The sequence below is a fragment of the Oceanobacillus damuensis genome (assembly GCF_001618145.1).
In the GTDB taxonomy this organism is placed as follows: domain Bacteria; phylum Bacillota; class Bacilli; order Bacillales; family Amphibacillaceae; genus Oceanobacillus; species Oceanobacillus damuensis.
In genome coordinates this window covers 32,399-45,202 of sequence record NZ_LQNF01000020.1, presented here as the reverse complement: position 1 = coordinate 45,202, position 12,804 = coordinate 32,399, and the positions used below count along the sequence as shown (strand labels likewise).

Genomic DNA, 12,804 nt, shown 5'->3' with positions numbered 1-12,804 from the left:
ATAAAGTAGTTGTTCCATTTGATTATATCGAAGTATGTTGTAATATAGCAAATCATTTTCATTTGCATATATTTATATCGGATTTACTAAAGCTCATGACACCTCTTAATTCCTATGGTAACATTAAACCAGATTCAAGATTATTCTGATAAAAGGAAAGGAGTGAGCTTATGTTTGCCTATGTTCTTGCTGCTGCAGCGGCTATCGCAGTTATTGGTATCATTATCTTTTTTAAGATTAACATGGATCGGATTAAAGAAAACCCTGATCAGGTTGCAAAAGCACAGACTAACTTTTTTATCGGCGCTGCAATCAGTGAAAGCATTCCAATTATAATGATTTTTTTTGCGCTCATCAATGCAGAACCAGTACCAGTTGAAGATCTTTATGTTCCGGCAAGTATCGTGATTATGCTGATGGTTATTGCGGCGTTTTTTATTTTTCTCCAAAGGAAGGTTGACGTGGAGGATAGCCAGAAACAAAGCATAACCACTTTTTCATTCATTGTGTTGGGCCTTGTAAATGCCATTCCGATTATTGCTTTGGTCCTTATGTTCGGCCAAGCTGCTTAAGCTTTTACTAATGCTCCTCGTAAAGGGAGCATTTTTCCTTTCATTCGAGTCATGCACGGCTTATAATAATAGATAATCGATTTTGAGAGCTGGTGTCATCTTGGAAGAAACGGTTGCAATTGAAAAAATATGTATGTTGGCCGGGAAGATTATGCTTGTGAGCGGAGCGGAGACGAATCGGGTGGAGGATACAATGAACCGGATCGCCTCTTCTTTTGGTATTGAAAACCCGCAAAGCTATGCTACACCTACCGGGATAAATTTTTCCGTCGATGTTGCTGCCACAACAAACTCGCTTCGAATTATCAGGCGATCGACCGATTTACATAAAATAGATAAAGTAAATATTGTCTCCCGAAAAATAGCTGGCGGAGAAATTACCATCACCGAAGCGTTCAGACAGCTCAAAGAGATTGATCGCGAAAACACAGCCTATCCGGCATGGGTGCAAATTTTGGCCGCTGGACTTGCCAGTGGAGGCTTCACGATAATGTATGGCGGAACCTGGGGCGATTTCCTTCCTGCTTTCTTTGCAGGTGCAATAGGCTTTACCGGACTGCTTTCATTTGAACGCGTAGTGGAAATCCGGTTTCTTGCCGAATTTTTCGGTGCATTTCTTGTCGGTGCCTCTGCTTATCTTTTTTTTCGTATGGGATTCGGAAATTTGATAAATATGGTAATAATTGGTGGTGTGATGCCGCTCGTACCGGGACTTCATATTACGAATGCGGTCCGTGATCTGATGTCCGGTCACCTGGTCTCAGGTCTTTCGAAAGGTGTCGAAGCCGTGTTAACCGCCTTTGCCATCGGAGCTGGAGTAGCTGTCATTTACTCATTTGTATAGGGGTTCGGTTCGGGAGGAATAATTATGATCATTACACAACTTATAACAAGTTTCATCGCATCTTCCGCGTTTGGGGTATTGTTTAACGCCCCGCGTAATGCCTTGATACAGTGCGGCTTTGTCGGAATGCTCGGCTGGATATTATATTACCTGCTTGTTGAACGTGGCATGGATGTCGTTCCTGCCACAACTATCGCAGCGATGCTTGTCGCTGTGCTCAGTCATAGCTGTTCCAAATACTATAAAATGCCAATTATCATTTTTAATGTTTCCGGCATCATTCCACTCGTACCCGGAGGAGTGGCCTACAATGCGATGCGACATTTCGTTGAGAATGACTATAATACTGCCATCCAGCTGTCTACCCAGGTGATGCTGCTTGCCGGGGGCATCGCAATCGGCTTGATGTTTTCGGAGGTTGTTAATCAGGTTATGAGGAAAATTGGGGCAGTTGGAAGGTAGTTGTTTGGGGGTTGTGCGGTTTCTTTGGGAGGGGTGTGTCATGCTGGGGAGTATTACTTTTGTGAGTTTCCCGTGCGACTTGGTGGGCTGAAACGGGTGAATTGGAGGGGGTGCTGCTCGATTTTGGGGCTGGGCTTGTCCTGTCTTGCGGGTTTCTGGCCCGTTTGTGCCGGGGTCTCTCCCGCTTCGGTGCGTGTCTGTCCCGTCTTTGCGGGATTCTCTCCCATTTGGTAAGTTTCTGGCCCGTTCGTTCGGGTTTCTCTCCCGTTTCGGTGCGTGTCTCTACCGTCTTGCGGGTTTCTGTCCTGTTCATAAGTTTTATCTGCTTTACAATAATTAAAAGGACGGATTGGAATGCTGGTACCGCTCAATTTTGCAACCTTAACTATCACATCACACGATATTTCCACCTTTAACAAAAAAATTGCAAGCGTTCCCGATTACGCTGCATGTTTACACGCTACCTGGGGAAATCACTGGAAACCCTTCCAATCAGTATAATTTGATTAATTAAATTTTTCATATAGAATAGAACTATATTTTCAGAAAAAGTGAGGAAAACCATCATGAATAATCAGCTACAACCTAAAGTAGTCATAACAATATTCGGAGCAACGGGAGATTTGGCTAAGCGTAAATTATTTCCGTCTATCTATCGCCTGTACAAGAGCGGTAAACTGAGCAAAGACTTTGCCGTTGTCGGTTTGGCAAGGCGTCCTTGGACAAACGAAATTTTACGTGAAAATGTGGCAAAGTCAATTGATGAAGCTCTCTCTCCGGAAGAGGATTTAGAGGAATTCACCTCCCATTTCTATTACCAGTCATTTGATGTTACCGATGAGTCTTCTTACAGCGGATTAAATATGTTAATTAATGATTTGGAAGGTACATACAACACAGAGGGCAATCGCGTATTTTACCTGGCAATGGCACCAGAATTTTTCGGTACGATTGCCAATAAACTGAAGCAATATGGGCTGAAGGACTCTGGCGGCTGGTCACGTCTGGTGATCGAAAAACCTTTTGGTGTCGATCTGGAATCAGCTAAGAAATTGAATAAAGAGCTGCGTGCTGCATTTGATGAGGAACAGATCTATCGTATTGATCATTATTTAGGAAAAGAAATGATCCAGAATATTGAGGTTATCCGTTTTGCCAATGGAATTTTCGAGCATTTGTGGAATAACCGTTTCATCTCCAATATTCAAATTACTTCCAGTGAGACACTCGGGGTGGAGGAGCGGGCACGCTATTACGATCATTCTGGTGCCACAAGAGATATGGTACAGAATCATATGCTGCAGATGGTCGCGCTGCTTGCGATGGAGCCTCCGATCAGTTTGACTACAGAGGAGATTCGCTCTGAAAAAATTAAAGTGTTGCGGGCAATCCGTAATATGAAGCCGGAAAAGGTTGATGATTTCTTTGTTCGCGGTCAATACGACAGCGGTGATATGAAAGGGAAATCGGTTCCAGCATACCGTGATGAAGCAGATGAATTGAAGGATTCCAACACGGAAACATTTGTAGCCGGAAAAATATTGATCGATAATTACCGCTGGGCGGGCGTTCCGATTTATATTCGGACCGGTAAACGTTTAGCTGAGAAGTCGACCAAAATTGTTATTGAATTTAAAAACCTTCCGATGAACCTGTATTATCAACAAGATAAGGACAAACATCCGAACCTATTGATTATCAACATCCAGCCTAATGAGGGGATAACCCTTTGCCTGAATGCGAAAAAATCAGGCACTGGAGCACTTGCGGAACCAATCCAGCTCGCATACAACCATAATGCGGTTTCAGGCATCAATACCCCTGAAGCATATGAAAAACTATTATATGACTGCATGGTTGGAGATGCGACCAACTTTACCCATTGGGATGAAGTTGCACTTTCATGGAAGTTCGTTGACACGCTTTTGGATGTATGGTCCAAGAATGTTGCCAACTTTCCTAATTACGAATCAGGATCCATGGGCCCTGATGCGGCCGACGAACTGCTTGCAAAAGATAGATTCCACTGGTGGTCTTTTTAAGAAGATAAGGAAATAATATTTTAAGGAGTGATAAAATGAAGTTATATGATGTGACAACAGCTATTTTTGAAGGAATGTCGGTTTATAAAAATAAGGAAGAAAAGCAGCCGAAATTAAATACCGTAACAAACGGACATGTTACGGAGACACGGGTGGAATTGGATCTTCACACTGGAACACATGTCGACTCCCCTCTCCATATGATCAACGATGGAGATACAATGGAGACAATAAAAATTGAGGATCTCGTAGGTAAAGTTAAGCTGTTTGACCTGACACATGTGGAAGATCGCATTAAGAAAGAGGACATTGCTAGCTTTGATATTGGCAAAGATGATTTTGTTCTGTTTAAAACAAAAAATTCCTTGGAGGATGAATTCAACTTTGAATTTATTTTTGTGGCTAAAGATGCCGCAGCATATCTTGCCGAAAAAGGTATCAAAGGAGTCGGCGTGGACGGCCTTGGAATCGAACGTGCCCAGGAAGGCCACCCAACACACCGTACACTGTTTAAGGCAAATGTCATTGTAATGGAAGGCCTGCGCCTTGCAGACGTACCAGAAGGCGAATACTTCATGGTCGCCGCTCCACTGAAAATTCAAGGAACAGACGCAGCTCCAGCAAGAGTATTGCTCTTTGATGGACTATCTGTTTGATAAATTGGGAAACACCAGCACATTCAAATCCTGTGCTGGTGTTTTTATTTAGGTTGGTGGGAGAGGGTACTGCTTGGATGGGAGGGACGCTTGCCTGTTCGGGAGCGAACGTCGATGAATCGGGAGAGGCGCTCGTCTGCTCGGGAGGGGACTTCACTGAGACGGGAGAGACGCTCATCAACTCGGGACTGAGCATCGGTGAATCGGGAAAGGCGCTCGCCTACTCGGGACTGAGAACTGATGCATCGGGAGAATCACTCGCCTACTCGGGACAGAACATCACTTAAACGGGAGACGCGCTCATCAGCCTGGGAGAGCCCCCTAGCCCAAGTGCCCCCTCCACTTAAACTCAATTAAGGGCGACCGCAAGCTAACCGCTCCCCCCATCTCCATCAAACAAACTGTTTCCTCTCCGGTCTAGCTGCGGACAGTAGCAGGATAATGGCGGTTATTATATGCATGATCATCCCTACAATCGGAATCCATGCGATAAGGGATGTGATGATGCCAAATACACTCCCTACAATGGAGCCGTTGACTTTTTTTGTGAAAATCAATGTAACAATATGAAGTACGAGCATGACAAGCAGTGGTGTCCATGCATTCGCAAGGACATACATGCCTCCGAGGATGGGAAAGCCCAGCAGTGCTTCAAATATTCCTGTTATCCATTTTAGAATTCGTGATATCGACAAATGTGACGCCTCCTACTATAAATTTTCATATTAACTTAGATGATTTCTGTTTTTAATATTCCCAGTTTCCTATGAAATGACACATTGATATGAAAAAAGGCTCCCCTTAACCAGGAGAGCCTTACTTTTTATGCTTCTTTTTTCTTCTTTTTTCTGCCTGTAAATTTTGCGCTTAGGTCATCAAAAAATGTGTAAATAACTGGTACAAAGAACAATGTGAATACACTGGAGACAGTGAGGCCAAAGATAATTGTAACGGCAAGTGGCTGCTGGATTTCAGCACCTTCGCCAAGCCCAAGTCCGAGTGGCACCATCGCGAGAACGGTGGTCAATGTGGTCATCATGATCGGACGCAGTCGGTTGCGGCCTGCCTCCATGATGGCATCGAACCTTGCCATTCCCCTTCCTCTCAGAATATTAATATAGTCTACGAGTACAATCGAGTTATTTACGACAATTCCGGCGAGCATGATGATTCCGATAAACCCTGGAACGCTCAAAGGCATTCCTGTAATGAATAATCCTCCAATTACCCCAATGATTGTTGTCGGTAATGCGAACATAATGATAAATGGATGCAGGAAGTTCTCAAACTGTACGGCCATAACTGCATATACAAGGAAAATGGAGAAAATCAAAGCGATAGCCAGGTCTGCAAATGATTCGGCCATATCCTGTGCCTGACCGCCCATAGCGTAGCTGTACCCTTCCGGAAGATTCATAGCTTCCAGCTTCGTTTCAATATCTGCTACAACACTTGCCAGATCTCGATCCACAACATCGCTTGTCACGTTTATTTGCGGTTGCTGGTTTTCTCTTTGTAATGCCACTGGTCCTTGTATTTCGACAAAGTCAGCTACTTCATCAAGTGGCAGCAGTGCACCTGTTGGCGATTGGATTTTCATATCCTGCAAATCATTGATGGTGCTTCGCTGATCTTCTGGATAAAGCAGCGTAACATCCACTTCCTGACCTTCTTCACGGAATTGGGTTGCAACTTGGCCAGTAAACTGCATTTGGATTTTTCCTGTAATCTGTTCCTGGGTCATTCCATAGGCTGCTGCCCTTCCTTCATCGATTGTAATCGTCATCTGCGGAATACCCTCTGAAGCTGCAGATATTGGGTTGAATACACCATCGATGGTTGATATTTCAGCTGTTATCTGATTGGAAATTTCATGCAGCACTTCATGTTCAGGACCGTTTATCTGGATGGAAATCGGATCACCCATTTCCATTCCACCATCAAGCACACTGGCCGTAATTTCCGCCCCTGAAATGTGCTGGAATTTTTCATCCATTTCCTTGATGATTTGTTGCGTTGTTTGGCTCCGCTCCGTTACAGGTATTAATTGCACGGTATAGTTTGCCTCATTATTGGCAGCACCAAGACCAACTCCTCCGATGGTTACATAGCTGACCTCAATGACATCAGTGTATTCATTAATAATTTCATTGGTTTGCTCCACGATTCCTTCAATATATTCCAGACTGCTTCCTGGTTCTGTTTCTATAGTTATTTGCGCCTGTCCCTGGTCAGAGCTTGGAATCAGTTCTGCACCGATCATTGGGATCAATGCCAAGCTTCCGACAATGGCAAGCACTGTAACCAAAACAGTTGTCTTACGGAATTTGATGACCCGCTTTAATCCGCCACCATATTTATTACGAAGCCAATCGAGAAAACGGTCAAACCAGTATCTGCGCCCATTGTTTTCCATCGCTTTGGAAAGCAATTTGGATGAAAGCATTGGCACCAGTGTGACTGCCACGACAAGGGAGGCAATCAGCGAGAATGATACAGCTAATGCTAATGGAGTAAAGAGATCTGATGCCAGACCTTCTACAAAGATAATCGGCAAAAATACAACCAATGTCGTTGTGGTTGATGCGATTACAGCTGGAGCGAGCTCGGAGGCACCTTTAGTCGCCGAATCAAACAGACTGTAGCCTTTCTTACGGTAGGAATAGATATTTTCAAGAATTACGATGGAACTATCCACCACCATTCCTATTCCGAGAGCCAATCCACCAAGTGTCAGTACATTTAGCGTCTGACCGGTAAAATACATAAGAATGAATGTCGATATCAGCGCGATCGGGATAGATAGGCCAATAACAATCGTTGCCCGAATGCTTTTCAAGAATAGAAGCAAAATAAATATCGCGATTGCTCCACCGATTAAAATATTACTTACCACAGAATCAATGGACATCTGGATGTATTCAGATGTATCGATTACGGTTTCCAGGTTGACATCTTCAGGAAGATTGGCATTTATTTCGGCGATGCCATCCTGGATATTGGATGCTACTTCCACCGTGTTAGCATCGGTCTGTTTCATTATCGACAAGACAAGGGATGGTTCCCCATTGACCAGTGTTGTTGTGCTCTCCTCCTTAAATGCATCTTTTACTTCTGCAACGTCTTCCACAAGGATTGTTGCGCCTGTTTCTGTCTGAATAATCGTCTCCTCAATATCTTGCAAAGATTCAAATTCACCAGTTACCCTCAGCTGAAGATCCTGGTTGCCTTTTTCAACTGTTCCGACAGAGGCTGAGCTATTTGTGCTACTCAACACTTGCATCATTCCTTGGGCAGTTACACCATATTGCTGCATTTTTGCCTGATCCAGTTCGATTTGGATTTCCCGCACTTGCCCGCCTTCAACAGTTACGGAAGCTACACCGCCCTGACGCTCCAGGTAAGGAACGACTTGCTCATCGGCAATCTCAGTCAATTTGGCTGTATCGCTGCCAGTCAGGCCAAGAAATACAACCGGCATTGCATCAGGACTGAAGCGTAAAATATTGGGTTCGCCGGCTTGATCAGGCAGATAGCCTTTTACCTGATCCACTTTTTCACGGACATCCAGCAGTGCCTGATCAAGATCTGTTCCGTTTTTAAACATCATCATCACTAGTGATGATCCTGCCTGTGATTGGGACTGGACTGTGTCGATTCCTTCCACGGAACTGACGGAGGACTCAATCGGCCTGCTGATCAGGTTTTCCACATCTTCAGGAGCGGCATCCTGATAATTTGTTGCCACTACTGCAATTGGTAAGTCGATTTTCGGGAACAAGTCAACCGCCAGATTTTTTACGGAAACAAATCCTAAAGCCAAGACGGCAAGGACAATCATAATGACCCCTACAGGACGTTTAACGGACGTATTTACAAGCTTCAAAACTTATTCCCCTTTCGTATCATCCACGTGTGCACCATCTGAAAGTGTCAGCTGACCGGTGATCACCACTTGGTCTCCAGTCTGGACGTCGGCTTCTATTGCAGTTTTATCGGATTGTGTTTCCAAAATTGAAACTTCCACTTTTTCGGCGGTATCATTTTTTACGATATAAACATATGATCGATCATCTTCCCGGACAATCGCAGCTGTCGGAACAAGAATCGTATCTTCTACCGTTGTTTCCGGTATGCTCAGTTCTGCGATCATCCCAGCAATAATGGCTTTCTCTGGGTTTTCAACCGTCGCTTCAACCGGATATAATCCAGTATCATCCGGCAATGCGCCCACATCTGTTATGGCAGCTTCGTACTCCTCATCATCGATTACAGCAGTATATGTATCGTCAACATGGAGGAGAGACCTTACATCCGCAGTGACCGATAATTGCAGTTTTATTTCGTCCATATCTGCAATGATAGCGAATGGTTCTTCATTTGTTGCCATGTCACCTTCTTCAGCCTGTATTTGCAAAACTTGTCCGCTTTTTGGTGCATGTACATTTTGATTGCCATTCGTTGTTCGGATTATTGCAATCAAATCATCTTCTTCGACCTGTGCACCATTTTCAGCTTCTAATGAATCCACTTCCCCTGGCGACTGAATTATAACCGGTGTCGTACTTCCGGGTGCTGTTCGGCCGATTAATATTTTTTCAATGATAAGATCACCTGATTCCGCCTCAGCCGTTTCCACAGGAACAACCCTTTCCTGCACTTCTTCTGGCGTTTCCTCATCGTCATTACAAGCTGCAAGCAATCCAATCATTAAAATGACTGCTCCTAATAGCATCTTCTTCATGCGTCGTGCTCCTCACTTAGTTTAATAAATTTATTTTTAATGTTTTTGCCAATTGTTCACATTCCAACTTTAATTCCGGTATGTCTCTAAAATGGGCAAGCAATCCTTGGATAATAATCGGCTGCTGTATCTCTTTGGAAAGTTCCTCTTCCAGCAGATTAACCGTATCCATTAGCCGTTTCGCGTTTTCTGTTCCTGGGCTATCCATTGCCAAAACTTTTTCCTTCATTGTCGAAATGATTTTTAAGGATTCGTCTGGTGATTCCCCGTTATCGAGTATGTATTTGAATTTATCCGGGATAAAGGTTAATGGGGATTCCTTCTGCATGAGCATTCCATTAACAATGTCATCCAGCCTTCGAACGAGAAATGGGCCAACCTTTTCCCTTTCCATTTGTATTTCATCGATAACAATCCATTTGGAATAAGCGTTAATCAGACCATCAATTTGAATGACGACATCAACGGCGATATCGTTTATTTTTTCACCATAAATATGGAGGACGTTTTCCCGCAGGCTTTGAAAGCTGGATATTTTCACATGCTCCATCAATTTATCGGCTTGTTCACCCAGTGAAATGTTTTCCCGAAAGTGCATCATGATAAAGTCTTTATATGTGAAAATATATTCGATCATTGCATTAATCTGTCTTTCAAAGCTTTCCCGTGGGTCAACGGTCGCTTCTCTTATTTGCTTCATCCTGTCATTCATTTGCATATAAAAATGCTGGATCGCTGTTGCAATAAATTGTTCTTTCGAATCAAAGTATATGTAAAATGAACCTTTCGAAACACCTGCCGCAGACGCTATTTCCTGAATTGACGTCTGATGATACCCTTTTGCCGAGAATAACTTCAACCCTGATTCAATCAGTTTTCTTTTCTTTTCGTGCAAAAAAATCCCCCATCTCTTCTGTAGATACGTTTAAAACAATCCATTCGTTTCATTTATTTAAATTATTCCGCATGTAACTGGCAGAAGACCTATCTGATTGAGTTTTACTCTTGGTAAAGATCTCTTTTCCACAGAATGACTTACCGGTCAGTCATTAAAATACGGAATTATACTGCTTTATTATATATGAGAGTAATGGCCATAACAAGCCAAAAGGTCCACGGGGACAGGAACCTCGGACCATTTAAAAATGGGGACTAATTACGCAAGCCCGTAAAGTTTTAAAAGTGGTCCAGGGTTCCTGTCCCCGTGGTTCTCTTTTATCAGTGTGAGTCAGGTGAAGATTTGTTTTTATTTAATTCTATGCGGGTACATAAAACATATAGGAGAAGATTTAAACTTTCAAGGAGGCTATATGATGACTGAAAAAAATAAAGAAAGAAAAATTCAACAAGATGATCAAGATACTGAAAAAGGGGCACAGCTGCAGTCCAATAAAATGGAAAAAGCACAGGGAAATGAAGAGGAAAAAGAGGATGATGATGAATAGCGTTTTTTTACAAAGTATAAGTATTCGATGAAAATCGATGCTTGTATTTTTTTAGCAGATTGGAAAGTACACAACACACTTACCAACCTGAATAAGTGCAACTAAAGTTTGCTAATCGCATAGCTTTTCCCAATATAGAGTGATATACTTTCTGTAACTAGAAGATATTCAGGGGGTGCTATATCATCGATATTGCTGGATTGTCAGTGGTTATGTCCAACAGCCAGGTTCGCTCAAGTGCAAGTCTTGCTGTGATGGATAATGTGATGGATGTTGCCGAACAACAAGGTTTACAATTAATGGAAATGATGCAGGAAACCGTTCCCGCACACCCAACATTGGGTAATCAGATAGATGTTAAATTATGATTGTTTGAGCAAAAGCAGAACACCTTGAAATCAGGGCTGTTCTGCTTTTTTAGGTAGAATTATTACGTGACGTACTAATCAGAATACAAAAGCAGTTGCATTAAACTCCTGCTCAATGTATTCCCGAAAGCTTATTCTTCTTCGTTTAAATTATCTTCCGGCTGTTGTTGATTCATATCGCCGTTCTGACCGTCATCTTCCATCATACCGCCATCTTCTTCCTGGTTTAATGGCGCTTCATTTTCGGCCGGATCCTGTTCATTCCCGGTTCCACAAGCTGCGACAAGGGAAATTGCCAACATTGGTGCACCTAATTTTATAAGCAATTTGCGTTTCATGATAAGATTCCTCCTTAGTAATGTTCGCTATCGCAATTAGCTTAACCATCTTTAAGGAAGAAATACGCTTTTTTCCAATGAAAAGAAAAATTTATTGCCGCACCGTACCGTTTCCGTCCACTTACCCTTACCTATTTGATCGCAAACGTAATTTCTGCTTCACATGCCAGTTCGCCATCGACTGTTGCAATACCTTTTCCTTTGCCGACTGGGCCTTTCATGCGAAGGATTTCCACTTCGAGTTTTAATTGGTCACCAGGTTTAACCTGACGTTTGAAACGGCATTTATCAACGCCTGCCAGGAAGCCAATCTTCCCTTTGTTTCCTTCGATACTCAAAACTGCAATCGCACCCACCTGTGCTAGAGCTTCAATAATTAATACTCCTGGCATTACTGGATAATCCGGAAAGTGACCTTGGAAAAATGGCTCATTGATCGTTACATTTTTAATTCCGGCTACACGCTTTCCTTCTTCCATTTCTGTCACCTTGTCCACTAATAAAAACGGATAGCGATGTGGTATGATTTCTTTAATTTGTTCAATATCCAACATAATTTGTTCTCCTTTATTATTCGTACTTGCTCTCATTATATAGAAAGAAATGTTTCAAAAAAAGTAAAATGAGGTATTAGTTAGTCATAAGCAATAATCAACTATGTAGTATTCAAGAAATCTGCAATACAGAAGGAGGGACTACAATGCTTTGGACAATCCTGATCATACTTTTAGTTTTATGGGCACTTGGATTTGGATTTGAAATTGGCGGTGGGTTGATTCACTTATTGCTGGTCATTGCATTGATTGTTTTGATTATCAACCTTGTTACCGGCAGAAAGGCACCATAGTTTAACATAATTAAACATGAAAAAGCATTTCATCTTCATTTTCCTATGAGATGAAATGCTTTTTCGTAGCGAGGCATTCGCTTTTTACTCAACTTTAGTTACAATATCAATAATATGCTGCCATGTCTCTTTTTTCAGGGCGTCAGTTGGAACACCGTCACCTATGACACCATAGCCAATCATCAATCCGGCAACCAGTGCAGCTGCAGCTATAATTAATACAACAATGATCCGAAGCCAAATTGGAAAAATACGGCGCCTCGGCTTTTTATTTTCCCGTTTTTCTTCTTGTTGTTTGATTTTCTGCTGCTTCCTGGACTGTTTGTCAGCGCTTGAACCAGTTTTTTGGGACTTGGAGGGTGCTGAAGTTTTCTTTGCAGTACTTTTACCTTCCTTCAAAGCCCTTCTTGACTGTTTTTCTGATTGGTTTGTTGACATAGTTTGTTGCTCCTTATTCCTTACAAATCACGACACTTTTATAGTTGA

At 42.6% G+C, this 12,804-nt stretch carries 16 protein-coding genes; 9 read left to right on the top strand and 7 right to left on the bottom strand.

Annotation, left to right across the window (positions count from 1 at the left end):
• The first annotated feature begins 170 nt into the window (after positions 1-170).
• The 6 genes from A4245_RS13025 to A4245_RS12995 all read left to right on the top strand — a co-directional run bounded on the left by A4245_RS13025 (position 171) and on the right by A4245_RS12995 (position 4,863).
• Positions 171-572: a hypothetical protein gene (locus A4245_RS13025; protein WP_067728603.1), complete on the top strand. Its 402-nt coding sequence runs from the start codon at positions 171-173 to the stop codon at positions 570-572.
• Between the two features lie 97 nt (positions 573-669).
• Positions 670-1,416, top strand: a complete 747-nt coding sequence (locus A4245_RS13020) for a threonine/serine exporter family protein (RefSeq protein WP_407668388.1) — start codon at positions 670-672, stop codon at positions 1,414-1,416.
• Between the two features lie 24 nt (positions 1,417-1,440).
• Positions 1,441-1,878 carry a threonine/serine exporter family protein gene (locus tag A4245_RS13015; RefSeq protein WP_199860685.1) on the top strand — a complete coding sequence of 146 codons (438 nt, stop codon included), beginning with the start codon at positions 1,441-1,443 and terminating at the stop codon, positions 1,876-1,878.
• 566 nt (positions 1,879-2,444) lie between these two features.
• Positions 2,445-3,920: a glucose-6-phosphate dehydrogenase gene (gene zwf, locus A4245_RS13005; protein WP_067728597.1), complete on the top strand. Its 1,476-nt coding sequence runs from the start codon at positions 2,445-2,447 to the stop codon at positions 3,918-3,920.
• Between the two features lie 35 nt (positions 3,921-3,955).
• The gene (locus A4245_RS13000; RefSeq protein WP_067728595.1) at positions 3,956-4,576 is read left to right on the top strand and encodes a cyclase family protein; all 621 of its coding nucleotides are present in this window, start codon (positions 3,956-3,958) and stop codon (positions 4,574-4,576) included.
• A gap of 77 nt (positions 4,577-4,653) precedes the next feature.
• Positions 4,654-4,863 carry a hypothetical protein gene (locus tag A4245_RS12995; protein WP_157087720.1) on the top strand — a complete coding sequence of 70 codons (210 nt, stop codon included), beginning with the start codon at positions 4,654-4,656 and terminating at the stop codon, positions 4,861-4,863.
• 105 nt (positions 4,864-4,968) lie between these two features.
• On the opposite strand, the gene A4245_RS12990 is transcribed toward A4245_RS12995, so the two are convergent.
• From A4245_RS12990 to A4245_RS12975, 4 genes are all read right to left on the bottom strand, one after another.
• Positions 4,969-5,271, bottom strand: coding sequence for a hypothetical protein (locus tag A4245_RS12990; RefSeq protein WP_067728591.1), 303 nt, complete (start codon positions 5,269-5,271; stop codon positions 4,969-4,971).
• Between the two features lie 128 nt (positions 5,272-5,399).
• Positions 5,400-8,462, bottom strand: coding sequence for an efflux RND transporter permease subunit (locus tag A4245_RS12985; protein WP_067728589.1), 3,063 nt, complete (start codon positions 8,460-8,462; stop codon positions 5,400-5,402).
• Between the two features lie 3 nt (positions 8,463-8,465).
• Positions 8,466-9,320 (bottom strand): efflux RND transporter periplasmic adaptor subunit, encoded by an 855-nt coding sequence (locus A4245_RS12980; protein WP_067728587.1) that lies wholly within the window; start codon positions 9,318-9,320, stop codon positions 8,466-8,468.
• A gap of 16 nt (positions 9,321-9,336) precedes the next feature.
• Entirely contained in the window at positions 9,337-10,215 is an 879-nt protein-coding gene (locus A4245_RS12975) for a TetR/AcrR family transcriptional regulator (protein ID WP_067728585.1), read from the bottom strand.
• 418 nt (positions 10,216-10,633) lie between these two features.
• On the opposite strand from A4245_RS12975, the gene A4245_RS20800 reads away from it, so the two are divergent.
• Complete coding sequence (locus A4245_RS20800) at positions 10,634-10,765, top strand: hypothetical protein (RefSeq protein WP_267886916.1); 132 nt, start codon at positions 10,634-10,636, stop codon at positions 10,763-10,765.
• Between the two features lie 200 nt (positions 10,766-10,965).
• A complete protein-coding gene (locus A4245_RS12970) occupies positions 10,966-11,133 on the top strand; it encodes a YjfB family protein (protein ID WP_267886915.1) in 168 nt (55 codons plus the stop codon).
• 131 nt (positions 11,134-11,264) lie between these two features.
• Here the strand turns inward: A4245_RS12970 and A4245_RS12965 are convergent, their stop codons facing one another.
• Both A4245_RS12965 and fabZ read right to left on the bottom strand, forming a co-directional pair.
• Complete coding sequence (locus A4245_RS12965; protein WP_067728581.1) at positions 11,265-11,471, bottom strand: hypothetical protein; 207 nt, start codon at positions 11,469-11,471, stop codon at positions 11,265-11,267.
• A gap of 131 nt (positions 11,472-11,602) precedes the next feature.
• Entirely contained in the window at positions 11,603-12,025 is a 423-nt protein-coding gene (gene fabZ / locus A4245_RS12960; RefSeq protein ID WP_067728579.1) for a 3-hydroxyacyl-ACP dehydratase FabZ, read from the bottom strand.
• A 146-nt stretch (positions 12,026-12,171) separates the two neighbouring features.
• Here fabZ and A4245_RS20150 point away from each other — a divergent pair, with 146 nt between their 5' ends.
• On the top strand, positions 12,172-12,318 hold the full coding sequence (locus A4245_RS20150) for a lmo0937 family membrane protein (RefSeq protein WP_157087719.1): 147 nt from the start codon (positions 12,172-12,174) through the stop codon (positions 12,316-12,318).
• A gap of 84 nt (positions 12,319-12,402) precedes the next feature.
• On the opposite strand, the gene A4245_RS12955 is transcribed toward A4245_RS20150, so the two are convergent.
• Entirely contained in the window at positions 12,403-12,756 is a 354-nt protein-coding gene (locus tag A4245_RS12955) for a DNA-directed RNA polymerase subunit beta (RefSeq protein WP_067728577.1), read from the bottom strand.
• Positions 12,757-12,804: the final 48 nt, after the last annotated feature.

Bases quoted from the DNA above. Each gene is read 5' to 3' on its own strand.
- A4245_RS12955 (WP_067728577.1), bottom strand. From the start codon at position 12,756: ATGTCAACAAACCAATCAGAAAAACAGTCAAGAAGGGCTTTGAAGGAA.
- A4245_RS20150 (WP_157087719.1), top strand. From the start codon at position 12,172: ATGCTTTGGACAATCCTGATCATACTTTTAGTTTTATGGGCACTTGGA.
- zwf (WP_067728597.1), top strand. From the start codon at position 2,445: ATGAATAATCAGCTACAACCTAAAGTAGTCATAACAATATTCGGAGCA.
- A4245_RS12980 (WP_067728587.1), bottom strand. From the start codon at position 9,320: ATGAAGAAGATGCTATTAGGAGCAGTCATTTTAATGATTGGATTGCTT.
- A4245_RS13015 (WP_199860685.1), top strand. From the start codon at position 1,441: ATGATCATTACACAACTTATAACAAGTTTCATCGCATCTTCCGCGTTT.
- A4245_RS13025 (WP_067728603.1), top strand. From the start codon at position 171: ATGTTTGCCTATGTTCTTGCTGCTGCAGCGGCTATCGCAGTTATTGGT.
- A4245_RS12965 (WP_067728581.1), bottom strand. From the start codon at position 11,471: ATGAAACGCAAATTGCTTATAAAATTAGGTGCACCAATGTTGGCAATT.
- A4245_RS13000 (WP_067728595.1), top strand. From the start codon at position 3,956: ATGAAGTTATATGATGTGACAACAGCTATTTTTGAAGGAATGTCGGTT.
- A4245_RS20800 (WP_267886916.1), top strand. From the start codon at position 10,634: ATGACTGAAAAAAATAAAGAAAGAAAAATTCAACAAGATGATCAAGAT.
- A4245_RS12995 (WP_157087720.1), top strand. From the start codon at position 4,654: ATGGGAGGGACGCTTGCCTGTTCGGGAGCGAACGTCGATGAATCGGGA.
- fabZ (WP_067728579.1), bottom strand. From the start codon at position 12,025: ATGTTGGATATTGAACAAATTAAAGAAATCATACCACATCGCTATCCG.